Origin of the sequence: Phreatobacter sp. (genome assembly GCF_051860605.1) — a bacterium.
Taxonomy (GTDB): Bacteria; Pseudomonadota; Alphaproteobacteria; order Rhizobiales; family Phreatobacteraceae; genus Phreatobacter.
Map to the genome: position 1 here is coordinate 176,454 of NZ_JBHYDR010000007.1, position 20,446 is coordinate 196,899.

Below are 20,446 nucleotides of genomic sequence, written 5' to 3' on the forward strand. Positions count from 1 at the left end.
ATGAGAGTGTCAAATTCTTTTTACGTTTGATCTGCCCTGCGCGCTGACATCAGCCCGGCAAAGAGGGGGCGGCGCGTGGGATGCTGGCGGACCTGGTGGAAGCCGGCCGCTGCGAGAAGCGCGCCGAGCGTGTCGGGCGAGCGGGCCTGCCCGCTGCCCATCGCCATGAGATAAAAACCGAAATAGGCATCAGCCATCGGCGCCAGCGACGCCGACTGGGCCATCGGCTCGGCGATCAGCAGCGTTCCGCCGGGCGCCATGGCGCCATGGATGCGGCGGAAAAGTTTCTGCAGGACGTCATCGTCGTGGTCATGCGCGACGCGCACGAGAGTGACGAGGTCGGCACCCTCCGGAACCGGATCGTGCAGGAAATGACCGGCGACGACCGAAAGGGAAGCGGGTCGGTCCGGCCGGCTGGCCGCCAGGGCCGCGACCGGCGGCAGGTCGAACAGAATCAGTCTCGCTCCCGGCGCGCGGCGGTGAACGTGACGCAGGAAGGTGCCGTCGCCGCCGCCAATATCGAGAATCACCTTGTGGCCGGATACCGGATAGGCGTCGAGGATGTCGTCGGCGATCAGCGGTTGGGAGGCGGCCATCAGTGCGGTATAGGCGGCCGTGGCCTCGCCACCTCCTCCATTCCCGCCATAGGCCCAGAACCGGCTGAGCTGCGATGGCGCCCCTCGACCCTGCAGCAGGGCGACCGGATCGGCAAGGTCGGCATAGAGCATGGCATGATGCTCGATCATGGCGAGCGCGCCGGGATTGCCGCGGAGCGCTGCGCCGCGCAGACCGAGGCTCACCTCGCCATTCTGCAACTCGACAAGGCCGAGCGCGGCGGCTGCCTTCACGAGGCGCGCGGCGCCCTCCGGAGGCAGGCCGAGCCTGTGTCCCAGTTCGTCGTGCGTGACAGGCCCCCCGGCCAGATGGTCGAACAGGCGCAGCCGCGCGCAAGCGAACAGAACCTGCGAATAGACAAAGCCCGCACAAAGGTCGAACAGGCCCGAGGCATGGCGACGTGCCGTCGGGCGGGTCAGGGGAAAGGTCGCCGCGAACCTTTGGAATCGCGGGTTTGCAACCAGCCTGTTGCGCCAGTTCCGCCAGCGGCCGGACACCCGGTCAGGCCAGGTTTCCGGCCGGTTGTTCACGCTGGGGGCAAGACTGGTCATGCTGCGTGGCGGACGAGCCCCGCCGGCAGGAAGCGCTTGGTCTCGATCAGGATGGCGGCGCGCAGTTGCGCCTGGCCCGGGCAGGCGGGAACCGCGGCAATGGCAGCCACAATCATCCTCTCGAGCAGGCCGATCGCCGGCTCCAGACCCAGTTCGCGCGCCATGTTGGGTCGCCCGAGTGCCAGATCCTGACCGCAAGGCTTGCCGATCTCCTCGGGTGAGGCGGCAACGTCGCGGATATCGTCGGCAACCTGGTAGGCTTCGCCAAGGCGCTCGCCGAGGTCGCGCCACTGCAGCGGCTCGGCGCCGGAGGCCAGCGCCCCGGCGGCTGTTGCACCGGCGAACAGGGAGGCCGTCTTGGCCCGATGATAGGCGGAGAGCGAAACCTCTGGCTCGCTCTCCCAGGCCTGCCCGGCGCAGATGCCGCCAGGAGCACCCACCGCCTGACCGGCAAGCCGGATGAGGCCGCCGAGCTTGACGGGATCGGACAGAACGCCCCGGGCGAGCGTCTCGAACGCCAGAACGATGAGCGCGTCGCCGGCGAGAACGGCCAGAGGCTCTCCGAAGATCTTGTGGACGCTCGGCTTGCCGCGGCGCTCGTCCGCATCGTCGAAACAGGGCAGATCGTCATGGACGAGCGAGGCGCAGTGGAGAAATTCGATCGCCGCGGCCGCAGCGTCGGCCGCATCGGGATCGCGGCCACCGCAGGCCTCCGAAACGGCCAGGACCAGCCGGGGCCGGATCCGGTGTCCGGCGGGGAAGACCGAATAGCGAAGGGCCGAGGCGAGCCTTGGTGGACAGTCCGTCCCCTCCGCCTTGGTCAGTGCGATTTCCAGGGCCTTCTCGATGCGAATGCCGAGGTCCATGGCAGCACTCCCTATGTCAAATCTGATTGACACTTTCATATGTCAATTACACTGTCGTCATCCTCAAGGGCTGTCAATGCCTTTCGATAAAGGGCCTGCCGGTGAGCGCAGATCGGGTTGTCGTGGTCGGAGCAGGCTTGGGCGGACTGGTCGCTGCACTGGAGCTGGCGCATCAGGGTTGCGCTGTGACGGTTGTCGACGCGGCGTCCGGGCCTGGCGGCAAGATGCGGCAGGTCGAGACCCGTTGCGGCCCTGTCGATGCGGGGCCGACCGTGCTGACGCTGCGCACGGTCTTCGATGCGCTGTTCGATTCGGTCGGCGAAAACCTCGACGACCATCTCAGCCTTGCGCCGCTCGACATTCTCGCCCGCCACGCCTGGACCGGAGACGGAACGCTCGACCTTTTTGCCGATCCGGGCAGGTCCGCCGATGCGATCGGCGACCTGGCGGGGGGCGCGGAGGCCGACGGGTTCCGGCGGTTCGCAGCCGATTCGCGGCGCGTATTCGAGCTTCTCGACACGCGCTTCATGCAGGCGCCGCGCCCGGGTTTTGTCGGCCTTGCCGGGAGCCTCGGCCTTGCCGGCCTGGCGATCCGGCCGTTCGAGACGCTGTGGAAGGCACTGGGCGACTATTTTTCCGATCCGCGCCTCAGGCAGCTGTTCGGCCGCTACGCGACCTATTGCGGCTCTTCGCCGTTCATGGCGCCGGCAACGCTCATGCTGGTCGCCCATGCGGAACTGGCAGGCGTCTGGTCGATCGAGGGCGGGATGCACAGGCTTGCGCGCTGTCTCGCCGGTCTCGCTGCAGGCAGGGGGGCGGACCTGCGCTACGACACGCCGGTCGAGGCCATCCTCACCGGCGCCGGCGAGGCCCGCGGCGTCCGACTGGCGAGCGGCGAGACGATCGCAGCAGACGCCGTCATCCTCAATGCCGACGCCTCTGCCCTCTGGCAGGGCCTACTCGGCCCGGACGTCGCGGCGGCCGTGCCGCGATCCGCCCCCGCCATGCGTTCGCTCTCGGCCGTCACCTGGTGCCTGGCAGCACGGGCCGGTGGCTTTCCGCTGGCCCGCCACACCGTCTTCTTTTCTGCCGACTATCGCGCGGAGTTTGCTGCCATCACGGCGGCTGGTCGCCTGCCCGATGACCCCACCATCTATCTCTGCGCGCAGGACAGGACCGGTACGGGTCCGCCACCCGCGGGACCGGAGCGCCTGTTCTGCCTCGTCAATGCACCACCGACCGGCGATCTCGGTCGGCCGGATGAGAAGGAAATCGACCGATGCGAAACGGCCATGATGACGCGGCTCACAAGGTCGGGACTGACGCTGGACATCAGCGAGAGGACGGTTTCGGGGCCAGCGGATTTCGCCCGTCGCTATCCGGGCACGGGGGGAGCGCTCTATGGGACAGCGACCCACGGCGCCATGGCCTCCTTTCGCAGACCGGGCACCCGCACGGCGATCGGCCGGCTCTATCTGGCGGGGGGCAGCGTCCATCCGGGACCGGGCCTGCCGATGGTGGCGCTGTCGGGCCGGCAGGCAGCCCGGACCGTGCTGGCAGACCTAACTTCGCGCGCCCCGTGGCGAAGGATGGCTACGCGTGGTGGTATGTCGATGCGCTGAGCGACGACGGCCGCCATGGCCTGTGCATCATTGCCTTCATCGGCAGCGTTTTCTCCCCCTACTATGCCTGGCGTCGGCGCAGCGGCCCTGCCGATCCCGCCGATTTCTGCGCGGTCAATGTCGCGCTCTATGGCGCCGGGGCGCGGCGCTGGGCGATGACCGAGCGGGGGGCCGCGGCGCTTGCCCGCACGCGCAACAGCCTGGCGGTCGGGCCAAGTTCGCTCGAATGGGATCGGGACGCGCTGACCATCCGGTTTGACGAGATGGCGGTGCCGTGGCCGCGTCGCGTCCGCGGCGAGGTGCGGCTGGATGCGCAGGCCCTGCCTGACCGCGAATTCCTGCTCGATCCGGCAGGCCGGCATCGCTGGCGCCCCATCGCCCCACGGGCGCGGGTGTCGGTCCGTCTGTCGTCTCCGGACCTTGCCTGGCAGGGACAGGGCTATTTCGACACCAATGACGGCGACCGGCCGCTGGCCGACGATTTTGTCAGCTGGGACTGGTCGCGCGAGGCCGGTGCCCATGGCGGCCGCATCGTCTATGACGCCCGCCGGCGGGACGGCGGCGCAACGGCGCTCGCGCTCGGCCTGGACAGCGCAGGAGCGCTCGTCGATATCGCGGCCCCTCCGTTCACCCGCCTGCCGCGAACCTGGTGGGGCCTCGCGCGTTCGACGCGGGCGGACGCAGGGGCAGATGCCCGGATCATCCAGCCTCTGGAGGACACGCCGTTCTATTCGCGCTCGGTGGTGGCGACGCGATGGGGCGGAGAACAGACGACCTTCGTCCACGAGAGCCTGTCGCTTGACCGGTTCACCAGCCCGGTCGTCCAGGCGATGCTGCCGTTCCGCATGCCACGACAGGCGCAGCGTTAGCCCTTTCCGTCCTTTCCGGAAGACCGGTCCTTGGCCTTGCGCTCGCGCTCCAGCCGGCGCAACTGCCTCAGTTGGTGGGCACAGAAGCCGAGCACGACCAGTGCGGTCAGGGCGAATTCGGCGACAAAAAGGGAGGTGCTGCTCATGGCCGGTCCTCCTAGGCCCGCGCCAGACGGCCCGTCCGCACCGACCGGCGCGCGCGTGTCGCCCGGCCCTGGCGGGGCTCGACGGGGTTGCGCCCGAGCCGATCGACCATGTCCAGCACCCGCTCCAGTCCGGCATTGATGTCCGCCAGCCTGGCAAATCCCGGCAGGCCCGCTACAATGGCGTCCTGCGTCTCCACTGCGTCGATCAGGAACTGCACTTCGGCCAGGGCCCGCTCCCTGCCGCTGCGGGTGCCAAACCCCGTATCGACAAGCGCCCGGGCCAGCAGGGCAACCTTGCGGTGGCGCGGCACGACGGCACGGTGCGTGATGCTGTCGAACCCCCGGGCGGCCAGCAGGACAGCAATCTCGGCATAGATGAGCCGGGCCGCATGGATCGCCGGACGACAGGCCAGGGGCAAGGCCGTGATCCCGCCCTCAGACCGCCGGTAGAGCCGGTCGGCCTCGGCGAGAAGGCGGCGGACGACGACCGCGACGCGCGGGTCAAAAGCCACCTCGCTGCCCAGGCTGCCGGCCGGCAGGCCCGCCTCGGCCAGCCAGTCCAGCGGCAGGTAGAGGCGGCCGGCCCGTGCATCCTCGCCGACGTCGCGGGCAATGTTGGTCAGTTGCATGGCGACCCCCAGGTCGCAGGCGCGCGCAAGCGCATGGGGGTCGCGGCACCCCATCAGCAGGGTCATCAGCGCGCCCACGGTGCCGGCAACCCTCGCCGAATAGGCGATGAGGTCGGAGAGCGTGGCGTAGCTTCGTCCCTCCGCGTCCCAGGCAAGGCCATCGATCAGGGCGTCGAACAGCGCGCGCGGCAGGGCGTGGCTCTGCACGACAACGGCAAGCGCCCTGTCGACCGGGTCGTCGGCTGGCAGGCCGGCATAGATGGCATCGAGCCGCGCGCCGAGCCGCAGCACGGCGGCCGCCGCATCGTCGGACAGGTCGACGGCGTCGTCGGCAACGCGGCAGAAGGCGTAGAGGACGGTGGCGGGGTCCCGCACGGCGGCCGGCAGCAGGACGGAGGCGGCGAAGAACGACTTCGACCCCACCCGCAGCAGGTCGCGGCAGGCGGCGAGGTCGCCCGGATCAGGTCTGCGTGGCATGGGCATGGGGAACGATCTCGTCGAGGATTCGGGCGGACGACAGAACCCCCGGCAGTCCTGCTCCCGGATGGGTTCCCGCACCGACCAGATAGAGATTGGCAACGTCCTCGGAGCGGTTGTGCGGCCGGAACCAGGCACTCTGGGTGAGCACCGGCTCCAGGCTGAAGGCGGCGCCGTGCGGAGCATTGAGCTCGTCCCGGAAATGGTCGGGTGTCATGACCCGGGAGGTGACGATGTGCCGACCAAGGCCCGGCATCACCGTTGCCTCCAGATGCGCGGCGATCCGCGCGCGATAATCTTCGGCAAGGGCGCCCCAGTCGGCCCCGCCGGCAAGGTTCGGCACCGGCGACAGGACATAGAAGGCATCATGACCGGCCGGCGCCAGCGAGGGGTCGGTCGCGGTCGGGCGATGGAGATAGAGGCTGAAGTCCTCGGCCAGGACCTTCCGGCGGAAAATGTCGTCCAGCAGTCCCCGATAGCGCGGGCCGAGCAGGATCGTGTGATGCGGGACCTCGTCATAGCGGCGGTCGGTGCCGAAATACCAGACGAAGAGGCTCATCGACCAGGACGCCCGCTTCAGTTTGGCCGGCCGCCAGCGCCGGGCCGAGCCTTCGGGCAGCAGGCGGCCATAGGTCCAGGCGACATCGGCATTGGAAACGACGACATCGGCGCGCAGGGCCTCGCCCCCCGCCAGAACGACGCCGGTCGCCCGCCCGCCCTCGACGGTGATCCGCTGGACATCGGCCGACAGCAGCACCTGCCCCCCCTGCCCCCGGATGAGATCGACAAGGCCAGCGACCAGCCGCCCCGTCCCGCCATGGGCGAAATGCACGCCCCAGCGGCGCTCGAGATGGGCGATGAGGCCGTAGATCGCGCTGGCCGTGAAAGGGTTGCCGCCGACGAACAGCGGATGGAACGACAGGGCGACGCGCAGCCGTTCGTCGCGGACATAGCGGCTGACCAGATGATGGACGGAGCGATGGCCGGACAATCGGATGAGATCGGGCGCAATACGGACCATGTCCAGGAACGAACCGAAGGGCACATGGCCGAGCTGCTCGAACCCGATCCGGCAGATCTCCTGGCTCCGGGCCATGAACCGCTCATAGCCGGCGGCATCGGAGGGTGCGAGGCGCGCGACATTGTCGCGCATGCGTTCCGGATCTCCGGTGCAGTCGAGCGTCGAGCCGTCGTGGAAGCACAAGCGATAGAAAGGGTCGAGGGCCTCCAGCCGGACATCGTCGGCGCGGCGCCGTCCGCATAATTCCCACAGGTCATCGAACAGGAATGGCGCCGTGATGATGGTGGGACCGGCGTCGAAGGTGAAGCCGTCCTGGCGGAAGACACGCGCCCTGCCGCCGGGCTGGTCCAACCGCTCCACCACCGTGACCCGATAGCCGCGGGCCCCGAGCCGGATGGCGGCGGCAAGTCCGCCGAAACCCGCGCCGATCACCACCGCATGGGGACGCGGATCATCGAGGGGCAAGGGATGTCGGAGCGGTGCCGTCATGCCGCCGGAGCTCCCATGGCACGCAAGGCGTCCGGGCGCTCGGCCGTGAGGCGGTCATACCAGTCGAGGATCACGGAGGCGATCCGCTCGGGCTGCTCCTCGTGGGCCAGATGACCGAGGCCCTTCAGGCGGACCACCTCGCCGGCGGGGAGCTTGCGGGCAACCGGAGCGGCGTCGCTGGCAGGAACCATTCCGTCCTTGGCTCCGGCGACCAGCAGTACCGGAACGGAGAGCCGGGACAGGCTCTTCTCGAGGGCCTCCAGATCCCAGCTGGCCATCATCGACAGGGCGGATGCAATGTGGCCCGGCGTGGTGGCCAGGAGCTGATAGCGGGCCCGGTCCTCGTCCGGAATGGTCGAGCCGGTCTGACGCAGCAGATCGTCGATGACGGCGGCGTCGCGCGCGCGCCAGGCGAACATGTTCGGCACGATCGGCAGGAGGGCGAGCAGGCGCGCGACCGGCGGGAAGACGCGGCTCGCAAAGCCGGACAGCGGACGCAGCGCGCCATTGATGCTGACGATACCGCGCGGCGCGACATGACCCTTCCGGGCGAGATGGACGCCGATCGCCGCGCCCGCCGAATGGCCGATGACCAGTTCCGGCCGGACATTGAGGGCCGCAAGCAGCGCGGAGACAGCCGTCGCCATGCCCTGCAGCGACAGGTCGGTCGACTTCAGGGTCTGCGTGAAGGCATGTCCGGGCAGATCCGGTGCAACGAGGGTCAGGCGCTTCGCCAGCAGGGGAGCAAGCCGTCGCCAGGAATGGGTGGAGGACCCCGTGCCGTGCAGCAGCAGCGCGACGGGTCCGGCACCCGAGATCTGGACATGCCAGCCGATGCCGCCGGCGGTGAGGAAGCGGCTGTGCTCCCGGCCCGGCCAGTTCACGCCATCGCGACGCCAGCTGAGGCCCTTGCTCATGGAAACCCTCCCATGACGGCTGCAGCGCCGTCGCGTACCGCGGCATGGAGGCTCGCCGCGTCAGCATGGGGCAGGGCGAGGTAGCGTGCGCCCATGGCCGTGGCCAGCGCCAGCGCCTGCGGTTCGGAACGGGTCGAATTGTCGATCAGCAGGCTGCGGAACCTGTGAAGGCCGACCTCCCGCGCGGCCGACAGTGCATCGCTGCCGGCCTGCACACGCCCTGCCACGCCGCCGAAGCCGATATTCGGCCGGCCGTCGGTGATCACCACCAGCGTCGGTGTGCGTCCGCGCAACCCGGTATCGCGTGCCATGCGGCAGGCCGTGGCAATGCCATCTGCAAGCGGCGTCCCGCCACCTCCGGGCAGGCCTGCCAGACAGTGGCGCGCACGGCGCAGCGACCGCGTCGGCGGCACAACGATTTCGGCGCCCAGGCCGCGAAAGGCGATGAGTGCGACCTCGTCGCGCCGGACATAGCAACCGGCCAGCATCTGCTCCACCGCACCCTTGGCCTCGCCCAGCCGTTCGAGCGCGGCCGAACCGGATGCGTCGACGCAGAAGATGGTGGTGCAGCCGCGCTGCTGGCGGAACCGCCGCACGCGAAGGTCCGAGGCACGAAACTTCAGGCCGGCACCGCCGGCCCTTATCGCCTGCCAGGGCACAGCGGTGCGCAGCGTGGCAATCAGGTCGAGGCGCTGGCCACGCCGCGGATCGCCGGCACGCGAACCCGTCTGTCGCCCGCGTCGGGCCTCCTGTTCGTGCTGACGTCGGCGGCCGGCGCCGGTCTCGCCGCGCCGCCGGACCGTATCATTGCCGCCGAGGCTTTCGAGCAGATGACGTGGCAGCGCGGCCACGGCAGCGTCGAGGACCCGGTCTTCCATCGGCCCTCCGTCCGCCTGGATATCCTTGTCCTGATCGGAGGGCGCAGCGGGCGCCTCGTCCGGCTGCCCCTCGTCCTGGTGCTGGTCCTCGGCCTCCGCTTCCTGCCGCGGCAGGCGCGTCGCGCGCGGGGCAAGCACGAGCATGGCGGCAAGTTCTGCATCCTCGGTGCCGGCGACCGCCCTCCCCGCCAGTGCCGCCGATGCGCGCGCCGTCCGCGTGGCAAGGATCAGGGCCCGGTCCGACGCGATGCCGAGCGCCGCGGCCGTATGCGCAAGTGAAGCGATGACCGCGTCCGGAACCCTGACGCCGGCCAGCCTCTGGCGCGCCGCCCCGACCCGCCGCGCCAGGCCGTCATCCGCCGGACAGGAGGTCAGGTCCGAGAGATCGAGCCACAGCCCGAGGCGCTCGGCGAGCACGGCCGGCAGCCTCTCCTCGGCCTCGGTCCCTTCGTCAAGCGCGATCAGGCCGAAACGGGTGCTGACGCCGGTGGAACCGCTGTAGCCGCTCGTGGACGTGCCGGTGTCGAGAGCCTCGGACAGGATGGCGGCAGCCTGGGGCTCGACACATTCGGCCGAGCGCAACTCGACAATGCCGCCGTCCGCCTTCGCCAGCAGTCCTTCAACGACCACCGGACGTCCGGCGGCGAGTGTTGCGAGCACGTCGACCTCGCCGGTGAGGCGGCCTGCCGACACGCTCGCCGGGATGCGGACCAGTGGCCTTTCGGGCGCAAGGCAGGCTGCAAGATGCGCCATCCACATGTCGCGGACCGGGCCAGGCGGCCCCCTGAGCAGGACGCCTCCCAGCCGGTGCGGATCGAGTGCGACCAAAGCGGCGGCCGACAAGGCCACATTCGCTTCGTCGTCGGTTCGGCGCGCGGCTGTCATGCTGCCCAGGCCTCGGCGACCGCCCGTTCGACACGCAGCCGCGAGCCGGCCTCGTCCATGGGGTTGCGCCTGAGCCGATGGCGCAGCGCGAGTGGCGCGACCTGGCGCAGATGGGTCGGCGCGACGGAGGCTGCCCCCTCCAGCGCCGCGACCGCACGCGCCGCCCGGATCAGTGTCAACTCGCCGCGCAGCCCGTCCGTGCCGAGCTTCATGCACAGGGCAGCGATGGCCCGGCGGATCATGTCGCTGACATCGACCGTGGCGAGCCGTCCGCGGCCCTGGGCGATGCGGCGGCTGAGGCGAACCTCCTCGCGGGCGACGCTTGCCAGAAAGGCATCCGGATCGTTGTCGAAGGCTTCCCGACGCTTCACCGCCTCGATCCGGATGTCGATGTCGTCCGGCGACGTCACTTCGACCGAGAGCCCGAACCGGTCGAGCAACTGGGGTCTGAGGTCGCCCTCCTCCGGATTGCCGCTGCCGACGAGAACGAAGCGGGATCTGTGCCGGATGCTCAGGCCCTCGCGCTCGACGATGTTCTCGCCCGATGCCGCCACATCGAGCAGCAGATCGACGATGTGGTCCTCCAGAAGATTGACCTCGTCGATGTACAGGAAGCCACGATGTGCCCGGGCGAGAAGGCCGGGTTCGAAGCGCTTGCGGCCATGGACCAGCGCCTGCTCGATATCGAGCGAGCCAAGGACCCTGTCCTCTGTCGCGGCAAGCGGCAGATCCACGACCCGGACCGGCTCGAGCAGGAGCGGCCGCCGAAGCCCCTTCGGGAAATGCTCGGAGCAATGCGGACATCCATCGGCGGGGTCTTCGGGTCCGCAGCGATAGGGGCAACCGGTCACCGAGCGGATCGCCGGCAGGACGGCTGCCAGCCCGCGCACGGCGGTGGACTTGCCGGTTCCGCGGTCGCCGGTGATGAGGACGCCTCCGATGGCCGGATCGACCGCGGCGATGACCAGGGCAAGCTTCATCTCGTCCTGGCCGGCAATCGCCGTGAAGGGAAAGGTGCGGGCCATGATCAACGGCTCCCCTGGGCAGCGGCGGCAATGGCGGGCCGGCGGTCGAGTGCCGCGGCCTGAAGCACCTGCGGCAGACGGAACTCAACCGTTTCGCGAACGTCTCCGACCGTCTCGACGGTCACCGCACGCATGTCGCTCAGCCGGTCGATCAGGGACTGGACGAGATCCTCCGGTGCCGACGCGCCGGCCGTGACGCCGACCCGGGAGACGCCGTCGAGCCATCCCGCATCGATCTCGGAGGCGTCATCGATCAGATAGGCGGGGATGCCGGCCTTCCGGCCGATCTCGCAGAGCCGGTTGGAATTGGAACTGTTGCGCGAGCCGAGGACCAGCAGCAGATCGACATCGCCGACCATGAGGGAGACCGCGGTCTGCCGGTTCTGCGTGGCGTAGCAGATGTCGTCCAGTTCGGGGCCGATGGCCTCCGGAAAGCGGGCCTTGACCGCATCCACGACCTCGCGGGTATCGTCCACGCTGAGGGTCGTCTGCGTCACGTAGGCGACGCGGGCGGCATCGGCCACCTCGACCGCTCCGACATCCTCGACGCTGCCGACCACCCTGACGCCGCCGGGCACCTGTCCGCGCGTGCCCTCCACCTCCGCATGGCCCTCGTGGCCGATCAGCAGGACACTGTAGCCACGCTCGGCGTAGCGCCGTCCCTGCCTGTGCACCTTGCTGACGAGCGGGCAGGTCGCGTCGATCACGTCCAGATGGCGGCGGCGTGCCTCGTCCTCGACAGCCTGGGAAACGCCATGGGCGCTGAACACGGTGACGGCACCGTGGGGGATGGCATCGACATCCTCGACGAAGACGGCACCGAGTTTCTGGAGCCGGGCGACCACGTGGCGGTTGTGGACGATCTCGTGGCGCACATAGACGGGAGGCCCATAGAGAGCGAGCGCCCGCTCGACGATCTCGATGGCGCGCACGACGCCCGCGCAGAAGCCCCTCGGGCTGGCGAGGACAACGGTCAGCGTGTTGCGCAGTGACATCGGCGCCTCCCGGCGTTTCGGTCGTTCATCCCGAGGCCCTCGTGAAGGGGCCGTTGAGCTGGACGATCCGGTAGTTCAGCAGGGCGGCAATGCCGACCCAGACCAGATAGGGGACGAGCAGCAGGCTTGCGCCGGAGCTGATGGGGAGAAGAACCAGGATGAGGGCGAGGATCGACAGCCAGAGAAGGCCGACCTCGGCGAGCGCGAGATCGGGGCGCCGCAGGGTGAAGAAGAGGTAGTTCCAGGCGACGTTCAGGCTGCCGTTCAAGGCGAACAGGCCGATGACCAGCGACTTCTGCAGAGGCGTCGACGCGCCGAACCAGGCCAGCACGATGGCAATGGCCGCCAGCGTCAGGATGACGGTCCAGATCGGCCCGAACACCCAGTCCGGCGGCTTCCATCCGGGAAAGCGCAGGGACCGGTACCAGGGGCCTATGACGGTAAGCATGCCTCCAAGCACGGCGACGGCCAGCGTTCCCGCAACGGCGAGGAAGATCGGCAGCCATCCCTGGGCGAGGGCGTCCATCATGGCCGCACCAGTCCTAGAAGGTGGCCGGCATCCTTGAGGAAGATGCGGAAGTGCGCGCCGGGACTTTTCCGGACCAGTTCCTTGTGCATGTAGGATTCCCAGGTCAGCCGCTGGACATCCTTGTCCGCGCACATGGAGACGAAGCGCTCGCGCAGCCGGTCGCTGCGGTACCAGAACCACTGCATGACGCCGAGGATGAAGAAGACCCGGCCGTGGGCCTTCATGAACCGCTTACGCGCTCGCGCGAGCGCGCGCGCGTCGCCTGTCCGCAGCATCTCTGCGGCCGCCTCGGCCGCGAAGGTCGCACTGGCCATCGCATAGTAGATGCCCTCGCCCGAAGCCGGAGCGACAACCCCGGCCGCGTCCCCGACAAGGAGGACGTCGCGCCCGTTGTCCCAGCGCCGGAGCGGCTTCAAGGGGATCGGCGCGCCCTCCCGGCGGATGGTCTCGAGCCGGTCGAGACCGGTCTTGACGCGGAAGGCGGCCACCGACTCGCGCAGCGCGAAGCCCTTGTGGTGCGTTCCGGTCCCGATGCTGGCCGTGGCACCGTGCGGGAATACCCAGCTGTAGAAGTCCGGCGAGTAGCGCCCGTCATAGTGGACGTCACACCGGCGGGCGTCGTAGCCGGCCTCTCCCGCTGCCGGCGCCCGGACGATCTCATGGTAGGCGAACACGCAGCGCATCCGTTCTGCGCCGGCGATCTCCTGGCGGCCAACGGCGGAGTTTGCACCATCCGCGCCGATGATCAGGCGCGCAGCCACGACCTTCTCGGACTGGTCGGAACCAGTGCGAATGTGAACGCGCGCATGCGCCCCCTCGTCCCGGCTGATCCGGACGAACCGGCCCGTCATGCGCTCGGCACCCCTGGTCCCGGCGCGGCGCCTCAGGAACTCGTCGAAGACCTCGCGGTCGACCATGGCGACGTAGCCATCGTCGATGGGCATGTCGACATGCCGGCTCGACGGGGCAACGATCCGGGCACAGTTGATGCGGGCGCAGATGATCGAATCCGGGATCGCATAGTCCTTGACCAGGCGCGGCGGGATGGCCCCACCGCATGGCTTGATCCGGCCGGCCCGGTCGATGAGCAGAACCGAGTGCCCCTGGCCCGCCAGTTCGGCCGCGATCGTGGCGCCGGCCGGACCGCCCCCCACCACAACGACATCGTAGACCTGGCGCGTGTCCATGGGCTCAGCCTCCACCTGCTGCGAGCGACACCTGCGTCTGCACTCGCGGAGGGTCGCCGATGACGGTCTCGCCCGACATGGCCGCGATGCGGACGGCGAGCACGGCAGCAACCAGGAACAGCACCGCCTCCACCGCAAAGACGCTGCCATAGGCGATCAGGCTGGAACCGGTGAGAAGCCGGGTCACGTCGACCGCGACGGTGCCGAGAAAGCCGCCGACGCCGAACGCGATCGCCTGCGAGGCACCCCACACGCCCATGCGCATGCCTTCGCGTCGTGCCGTGCCCATGCCAGCCATGGCCATCATGGTGCCGATGGCGGCGCCCGCGTAGACGCCGTTGCCGAAGCCGAGCAGGAACGTGTTGGCGTGAAGAGGCCATGACCGCCCCGCAAGGCCCGCAAGCGCCAGGCCGGCCAGCGCAAGGGCCGAGGCGATGCAGCCGAGGATGGTCCACAGCCGCGGCGATCCCCAGCCGTCATGGCGCAGGAAGGTGCCGAGAAGCGCAACCGAGATCATCCCGGCCAGAACGCCGGCGTTTTGAACCCCCGACAGGCGCGTCGTAGCCCCCGGCGTCAGGCCGAACACGAGGCCGGCAAAGGGCTCGAGGATCAGATCCTGACCCGAAAAGGCCAGCATCGACACGAAGATGAAGATCGTGAAAAGGCGCGAGCGGGGCTCGGCCCAGACCTCGCGCAGCACGGTGCGAAACGCCGGTTGCGCCTGTCCGCCCGCGGCTTCCTCGGGATGGCCCGACCCGACGGACCGGCCCTCGATGCCGGTGACCGCGACGATCGCCACCACAAGGGCAATCAGGCTGATCGTGGTTGAGACAGCGACCAGCCTCTCCATGGAGAAGGGGTCGAGAAAGGCCCCGGCGATCAGGGCTGTCACGGCGAAGCCTGCAATCATCATCAGCCACACGATCGTGGCGGCTGCCGGCCGGCGCTGCGGTTCCACCCGCTTTGCCAGCAGGGCCAGCAGAGAGGTTCCCGCCGCGCCGCCGCCGGCTCCGATCAGAACGAAAGCCAGGATGGCAAGCGTCAGTCCGGCGGCCCTGTCCCAGGCGATCAGCGCCGTCGCGACGGAGGCAAGGCTCCCGCCGGCGGCAAGCACGGCCATGCCGCCGATGATCCAGGGCGTGATCCGCCAGCCCTGGTCGGCGCCATGCCCCCAGCGCGGGCGGAGGATCTGCATCGCATAATGGATGCTGACCAGCGCGCCCGGGATCATGGCAGGCAGCGCAAGCTCGACGACCATCACGCGGTTCACCGTCGATGTGGTCATCACGACAATGCCGCCAAGCGCGGTCTGGACGAGGCCGAGGCGGATGATCTGGAACCAGGTCAGGTGAGCCGGGACCATGGTGCGCCTCACGCCGGCCTGAGGGCGAAAGCGGCCACCAGCATGCCCAGAACGTAGAGCGACGTTCCGGTGGCGTTGTAGCGGGCGGCCTGGCCGCGCGGGTCGGCGATGAGCCGGCCCATCAGCACCACCTGGACGGCCAGCAGGGCGGCGATGACGGCGGCATGGCCGGGACGACCGAAGCCGATCAGGAGGGCGATCACGCCGATCTGCGGCAGCGCCATGACCGCGCAGGCAAGGCGGGCGGCGGCATCCTCGCCCAGGGCGACCGGCAGTGACCGGATGCCGGTGCGGCGATCCCCCTCGACGGCCTTGAAGTCGTTGAGCGTCATGATGCCATGGGCGCCGATGGAATAGAGCGCCGCGATGATCAGGATGCGCCAGTCGGGCAGGACGGTGGCCATGATGGCGGCACCAGTGAACCAGGGCAGCCCTTCATAGGAGAAGGCGACCGCGGCATTGCCGAACCAGCCGTTCTGCTTGAGCCGCAGCGGCGGGGCGCTATAGGCCCAGGCGAGAGCGAGGCCGATGACAGTGGCCAGAAGCACCCAAGAACCCAGCATGGCGGCCACCACCAGCGAGACCGCCGACCAGATGATCGCGATATAGAGGCCCCAGCGGCCGGGAATGCGGCCGGAGGGAATGGGCCGGTGTGGCTCGTTGATGAGATCGACGTGGCGGTCGTACCAGTCGTTGACGGCCTGGCTGGTGGCACAGACCAGCGGACCCGCCAGCAGGATGCCGGCAGCAACCGTCATCCAGGGCGTCAGGGTGGTCGAACCGGCCGAGATGACGCCGCAGCCGAAAGCCCACATCGGCGCGAACCAGGTGATGGGCTTGAACAGTTCGAGGACGGCAGGCGCACTCGGATAGGTCATGCCTCATGGTAGGAGGCCCGGCCCGGAGTGTCAATTTCTCTTTACACTGGAGAGTGTCAATCTATCTCGGCCGATGCATCGTCCATGATGCCGAAGCGACGCATCTTGAGATACAGACTCTGGCGGCTGAGACCGAGGAGTTCGGCCGCCGTCGCGCGATTGTCCTGCGTCATTTCCAGCGCTGCCTCGATGCAGAGCCGCTCGATGATGTCGGTCGTCTCGCGCACGAGTTCCTTCAGCGAGACGCGCCCGACCAGTTCGGTGAACTGGTCGACGGATCGCGGCAGGGCCTGGGTCTTGGTGCCATTCACAGCGGGTGCCGGGCGGGGCGAGCCGCGAACGACGAATCCATAGCAAGGGAAGTCGGATGTCTCGACCAGCACCGCCGACACCTCCACCGATTCGACGAGACCGAAGGCCCCCCGCATGATGGTCGAGAAATTGCGGATGGAGCCGAAGTCGCGCAGCGTCGCGGTCATGGTCGGTACGTCGATGCCGGCCCGTCCAAGCCACTCGCCGAGCTGATGGCCACGCGCCTGATCGGCCGTGGCCAGTTGGGCGAGTTCGAGAAAGGCGGGATTGGCCTCGACGATATGGCCCTCCAGATCCGTCACCACGAACCCGTCGGGCAGCTTGTCGATGAGGCTGACATAGCGGCCGGCTGAGGTGCCGGCCACCGAACCTCCGGTGGCAACTACTTCCCTGAGCCGGATCAGGACAAGGGTCGCGCCCTCGTTCCGGAACAGCGAGGCCGTGGCGTCGAACTGGCGACCGGTCGCAGCCGTGGCAATCTGGACGGTGGCCGCACTCTGCCCGCCGGCAGACCGTGACAGAAGGGCCTCGATATCGGCGCCACCTTTGTCGTCGAACAACTGGCCGAGCGTCCGGCCCGTCAGTCGCCCAGTCGATGTGGCCAGCGCATCGATGGCGGCGGGATTGGCCTCAAGCACTTTCCGCGTCGCCATGTCGGCGATCAGGATCGGCTCGGAGGTCATCTGGAACAGCGCGCGATAACGTGTTTCGGCAGCGCGCAGGCGAAGATACTCGCGCTCCATGGCCTGCTGCGACTGGACCAGCTGCTGCTGGACCTGGGCCAGCGCGCTGAGGTCGCGGCCGACGACGATCACACTGCCCGCCGCCTTGGCCTTGATGGCCGAATAGCGGATCGGGATCGTCGACAGCGGATCGGAACCCTTGTGGTTGATTTCGCGCAGGCCGGAGGCGGAGCCCGTCTCGGCCTCGCTCAGGAGCCGGCTTGCCTTGTTCTGGCTGTCCGGAGCGATCGTGTCGAGCCAGGGGCGTCCCATCCAGGACTGGGCGTCCTTGGCGATGGGCGTATCGGGGCTGGTCTTGAGATCGCGAACGATCCCCTTTCCATCGACCAGCAGGATGATATCGGCGACAACCGAAGCCACCGCCACTGCAGTCCGGCCGTCAAGGCCTACAAGAGCATTCGGGCCGGTGGTTGCCATCGGAATCTTCGCTGTTTGGAGCGCGCCGGACTACCGGCGCGATCCGTCCGTTCATGAACTACCTGCCGAGCTTGACATGTCCATCCCGACCAGATTTCCGGCCAGGCGGACGGCCTCCCGACCATCCTCCGGCGCGCCATCCGCGCCGACCAATACACATCGGTCAGGCCTTCCGTTGAAGGCTGAGCCCCCAACAAGAACGCCGATCGACCGATTCTGCGAGCCCCTTCGCATGGCGCTTATCGCCGAAGTCAAAGGAGCGAGCAAGTCATCGTTGCTCAACGAGACGCCGACAAGGTCGAACCATTCGGCACCCAGCAGCTCGCGCGCCTGACCCATATGCTCGACGCTGACCAGCTCAACCTGCCAGCCCGCTTCGAGGAACATCTCCTTGACCACCGACAGGCCAAGGGTGTGCTGCTCATTCGCGTAGGGCATCAGCAGGGCGCGCGGCTGGCGCTCGAAAGGGTGAGCATGGTGCACGGGTGGCGGCGACATCGTCCGCATGATCTGCTGCAGACGGACAAGGCCGATCGTGACATCGGCGAAGCTGCACTGGTCGCGCAGCCACAAGTCGCCGAGCTGGCGCGCCGTCGGCGCCAGAAGATCCAGGAAGATCGTAGCGCTGACCAGTCCCCGTGCCCGCAGGCCGTTGATCTGGGCCATGGCGACGTGAATGTCCTGGAACATGATCGCCTGGATGAAGTCGTCGATCTCGGCCGCTGAAACCGTGTCGGCGGACGGCACATCCGGCGCCGCTGGTCCTTGGGCGCGCGTGACCATCAACAGGCGCGGAACGATCTCGAATTGGATGGTGCGGGCGATTGTCGCCAGCAACCGGTCGTCGATCATCTTCTTGCCGGCCGCACCATTCTGGCCGTCAGGATTGGATGTCGATGTGGCACGAGATGGTCGGCGTACCTGCCGGTCATCAAACCCGATATCCGTCATGGGCCTCTCCCCCACTCCGGGACCGGTTCGCCCACCATAGAGCATCCGGTCCGCATTCTGGCAGGCGATGCGGGACCCACGTCTCCCGGCCGCGACCGGGAACAGCAAAGTCCATACTTTAGTCTATCCGAACTGCACGCCGCCGCAAGGTGCCGGCTGTCCGGAATGTTGGACAGTCTATGAGTAAAACCGTCTTGACGTAAACTTCTTTTTACACTCACATGATCGTCGTCGTTGTCGGCCCACGGGGTCAGATGCGACCCCACCCCGACCCTGGGGAGACGTCATGCCTCGTCGTGCAGCGCAGCAGTGCGGGACCACCCGGCTCTACACGCCGGACCAGCGTCGGCGGCGTGACGAGAGCATGTGGACGCTGGTCCAGGGGCTGCTTGCCCCCCTCCAGTTCGCGATCTTTATCGTCAGCCTCGTGCTGGTCGTGCGGTACCTGCAGACCGGCGAAGGCTACTGGGCCGCAACCCTTTCCATCATCGCCAAGACCATCGCGCTCTACGTCATCATGGTCACCGGCTCGCTCTGGGAGCACGCGGTCTTCGGCCGCTATCTCTTCGCCCCGGCCTTCTTCTGGGAGGACGTCGTGAGCATGGCGGTGATCGCCCTGCACACCGCCTATCTGGCCAGCCTCCTGCTGCCCGGCGTCACCCCGCACACGCAGATGGCCATCGCGCTCGCCGCCTATGGGCTCTATGCCGTCAACGCGGCCCAGTATGTGTTCAAGCTCCGCCAGGCCCGACTGGAAGCCGGCTCCGCTTCTGTGGAGGCCGCCCGATGACCGTCCATACGCTCATCGCCCGATCGGGCACGACGTCGGGCTGCAGCGACACGGAGGTGTTGCGCGAGCGTGGCCAGCGTGAAGTCTTCTGCGGGCTGACCAGCATCGTCTGGCTGCACCGCAAGATGCAGGACGCCTTCTTCCTGGTGGTGGGCTCGCGCACCTGCGCCCACCTGATCCAGTCGGCGGCAGGCGTCATGATCTTTGCCGAGCCGCGCTTTGCAACCGCCATCATGGAGGAGCGCGACCTCGCCGGGCTGACCGATGCCAACGAGGAACTGGACCGGATCGTCGGCCGGCTGCTCGAGCGCCGGCCGGATATCCGCATGCTGTTTCTGGTCGGCTCCTGCCCTTCAGAGGTGATCAAGCTCGATCTCGGCCGCGCGGCAAGCCGGCTGGACAAAGCCTATGCGCCGCAGGTCCGGGTGCTCAACTATTCCGGCAGCGGCATCGAGACCACCTTTACCGAGGGGGAGGATGCAGCGCTGGCGGCCCTCGTCCCTCACATGCCGGATGAGCCGGCTGGTGCTCCTGCCTCCCTGCTCGTGGCGGGCACGCTGGCCGACGTGGTCGAGGACCAGTTCCGCCGGCTGTTCGCCGATCTCGGCATTGACCGTGTCGGTTTCCTTCCCGCGCAGCGCTCGACGGATCTACCGCCGGTCGGGCCTGCAACGCGGGTCCTGCTCGCACAGCCGTTCCTCAAGGACACGGCCAGGTCGCTCCAGGAGCGTGGCGCGAGCCTTCTCTCGGCGCCGCACCCCGTTGGCGCCGAGGGTACTACCCGTTGGCTTCAGGCCGCCGCGACGGCACTTCACGTTCCCCGCGAAAGGTTCCAGAACGTCACTCGTGCCGGACAGGCCCGCGCTGAGCGGGCCGTTGGCCGACACCGGGCTGCTCTCGCGGGCAGGCGGGTTTTTCTCTTTCCCGATTCCCAGATCGAGATCCCCGTCGCGCGCTTCCTGTCGCGCGAACTGGGCATGGAACTCGTCGAGGTGGGAACGCCCTACCTGCATCGCGGGCACATGGCGGCCGAGCTCGACCTCCTGCCGGCCGGCACCCGCATCTCCGAGGGCCAGGATGTCGAGCGCCAGCTTGACAGGTGCCGCCGGGATGCCCCGGACCTGGTCGTCTGCGGCCTGGGCCTTGCCAACCCGCTCGAGGCCGAAGGCATCGCAACCAAGTGGTCGATCGAGCTGATCTTCACGCCGATCCAGGGCTACGAGCAGGCCGGCGACCTGGCCGAACTCTTCGCGCGCCCGCTCGCGCGTCGCCAGAAGCTGGCGGTGTAGCG

Annotated in this window: 19 protein-coding genes; 4 read left to right on the forward strand and 15 right to left on the reverse strand. The window is 68.5% G+C overall.

Translation table 11 applies throughout. From position 1 onward, the window contains the following. Positions 1-20: 20 nt before the first annotated feature. Together ACTIFS_RS14240 and ACTIFS_RS14245 are read right to left on the reverse strand one after the other, a co-directional pair. Positions 21-1,166: a methyltransferase gene (locus ACTIFS_RS14240; RefSeq protein WP_439574772.1), complete on the reverse strand. Its 1,146-nt coding sequence runs from the start codon at positions 1,164-1,166 to the stop codon at positions 21-23. After that, a complete protein-coding gene (locus ACTIFS_RS14245; protein WP_439574773.1) occupies positions 1,163-2,032 on the reverse strand; it encodes a polyprenyl synthetase family protein in 870 nt (289 codons plus the stop codon). The genes ACTIFS_RS14240 and ACTIFS_RS14245 overlap by 4 nt, the downstream gene beginning before the upstream one ends. A 101-nt stretch (positions 2,033-2,133) precedes the next feature. Between ACTIFS_RS14245 and crtD the strand changes: the two genes are divergently transcribed. Both crtD and ACTIFS_RS14255 read left to right on the forward strand, forming a co-directional pair. Next, entirely contained in the window at positions 2,134-3,654 is a 1,521-nt protein-coding gene (crtD, locus tag ACTIFS_RS14250) for a 1-hydroxycarotenoid 3,4-desaturase CrtD (RefSeq protein ID WP_439574774.1), read from the forward strand. Continuing rightward, entirely contained in the window at positions 3,612-4,523 is a 912-nt protein-coding gene (locus ACTIFS_RS14255) for a carotenoid 1,2-hydratase (protein ID WP_439574775.1), read from the forward strand. Before crtD ends, ACTIFS_RS14255 begins: the two co-directional genes overlap by 43 nt. On the opposite strand, the gene ACTIFS_RS14260 is transcribed toward ACTIFS_RS14255, so the two are convergent. The 13 genes from ACTIFS_RS14260 to ACTIFS_RS14320 are packed head-to-tail and all read right to left on the reverse strand — an operon-like array spanning position 4,520 to position 18,365. After that, positions 4,520-4,669, reverse strand: a complete 150-nt coding sequence (locus ACTIFS_RS14260) for a hypothetical protein (RefSeq protein WP_439574776.1) — start codon at positions 4,667-4,669, stop codon at positions 4,520-4,522. The two genes, ACTIFS_RS14255 and ACTIFS_RS14260, sit on opposite strands and share 4 nt — an antisense overlap. Positions 4,670-4,680: 11 nt before the next feature. Next, positions 4,681-5,781 (reverse strand): phytoene/squalene synthase family protein, encoded by a 1,101-nt coding sequence (locus ACTIFS_RS14265; protein WP_439574777.1) that lies wholly within the window; start codon positions 5,779-5,781, stop codon positions 4,681-4,683. Then, on the reverse strand, positions 5,759-7,285 hold the full coding sequence (locus tag ACTIFS_RS14270; RefSeq protein WP_439574778.1) for a phytoene desaturase: 1,527 nt from the start codon (positions 7,283-7,285) through the stop codon (positions 5,759-5,761). Before ACTIFS_RS14270 ends, ACTIFS_RS14265 begins: the two co-directional genes overlap by 23 nt. Next, positions 7,282-8,202: an alpha/beta fold hydrolase BchO gene (bchO, locus tag ACTIFS_RS14275; protein WP_439574779.1), complete on the reverse strand. Its 921-nt coding sequence runs from the start codon at positions 8,200-8,202 to the stop codon at positions 7,282-7,284. The genes ACTIFS_RS14270 and bchO overlap by 4 nt, the downstream gene beginning before the upstream one ends. Beyond that, entirely contained in the window at positions 8,199-9,965 is a 1,767-nt protein-coding gene (locus ACTIFS_RS14280) for a magnesium chelatase subunit D (protein ID WP_439574780.1), read from the reverse strand. Before ACTIFS_RS14280 ends, bchO begins: the two co-directional genes overlap by 4 nt. Continuing rightward, positions 9,962-10,990, reverse strand: coding sequence for a magnesium chelatase ATPase subunit I (bchI, locus tag ACTIFS_RS14285; RefSeq protein WP_439574781.1), 1,029 nt, complete (start codon positions 10,988-10,990; stop codon positions 9,962-9,964). The genes ACTIFS_RS14280 and bchI overlap by 4 nt, the downstream gene beginning before the upstream one ends. A 2-nt stretch (positions 10,991-10,992) precedes the next feature. Next, positions 10,993-11,985, reverse strand: coding sequence for a 4-hydroxy-3-methylbut-2-enyl diphosphate reductase (gene ispH, locus ACTIFS_RS14290; protein WP_439574782.1), 993 nt, complete (start codon positions 11,983-11,985; stop codon positions 10,993-10,995). Between the two features lie 25 nt (positions 11,986-12,010). After that, positions 12,011-12,514: a TspO/MBR family protein gene (locus ACTIFS_RS14295; RefSeq protein ID WP_439574783.1), complete on the reverse strand. Its 504-nt coding sequence runs from the start codon at positions 12,512-12,514 to the stop codon at positions 12,011-12,013. Then, entirely contained in the window at positions 12,511-13,701 is a 1,191-nt protein-coding gene (locus ACTIFS_RS14300) for a geranylgeranyl diphosphate reductase (protein ID WP_439574784.1), read from the reverse strand. The genes ACTIFS_RS14295 and ACTIFS_RS14300 overlap by 4 nt, the downstream gene beginning before the upstream one ends. Positions 13,702-13,705: 4 nt before the next feature. After that, a complete protein-coding gene (locus ACTIFS_RS14305) occupies positions 13,706-15,064 on the reverse strand; it encodes a BCD family MFS transporter (protein ID WP_439574785.1) in 1,359 nt (452 codons plus the stop codon). 8 nt (positions 15,065-15,072) lie between these two features. Then, complete coding sequence (chlG, locus tag ACTIFS_RS14310; RefSeq protein WP_439574786.1) at positions 15,073-15,942, reverse strand: chlorophyll synthase ChlG; 870 nt, start codon at positions 15,940-15,942, stop codon at positions 15,073-15,075. A 56-nt stretch (positions 15,943-15,998) separates the two neighbouring features. Next, positions 15,999-17,414 carry a transcriptional regulator PpsR gene (ppsR, locus tag ACTIFS_RS14315; RefSeq protein WP_439574787.1) on the reverse strand — a complete coding sequence of 472 codons (1,416 nt, stop codon included), beginning with the start codon at positions 17,412-17,414 and terminating at the stop codon, positions 15,999-16,001. A gap of 51 nt (positions 17,415-17,465) precedes the next feature. Then, the gene (locus ACTIFS_RS14320) at positions 17,466-18,365 is read right to left on the reverse strand and encodes a cobalamin B12-binding domain-containing protein (protein ID WP_439574788.1); all 900 of its coding nucleotides are present in this window, start codon (positions 18,363-18,365) and stop codon (positions 17,466-17,468) included. A 286-nt stretch (positions 18,366-18,651) separates the two neighbouring features. Here ACTIFS_RS14320 and bchF point away from each other — a divergent pair, with 286 nt between their 5' ends. Together bchF and ACTIFS_RS14330 are read left to right on the forward strand one after the other, a co-directional pair. Further along, complete coding sequence (bchF, locus tag ACTIFS_RS14325) at positions 18,652-19,155, forward strand: 2-vinyl bacteriochlorophyllide hydratase (protein WP_439574789.1); 504 nt, start codon at positions 18,652-18,654, stop codon at positions 19,153-19,155. Next, positions 19,152-20,444, forward strand: a complete 1,293-nt coding sequence (locus ACTIFS_RS14330; RefSeq protein WP_439574790.1) for a ferredoxin:protochlorophyllide reductase (ATP-dependent) subunit N — start codon at positions 19,152-19,154, stop codon at positions 20,442-20,444. The genes bchF and ACTIFS_RS14330 overlap by 4 nt, the downstream gene beginning before the upstream one ends. Positions 20,445-20,446: the final 2 nt, after the last annotated feature.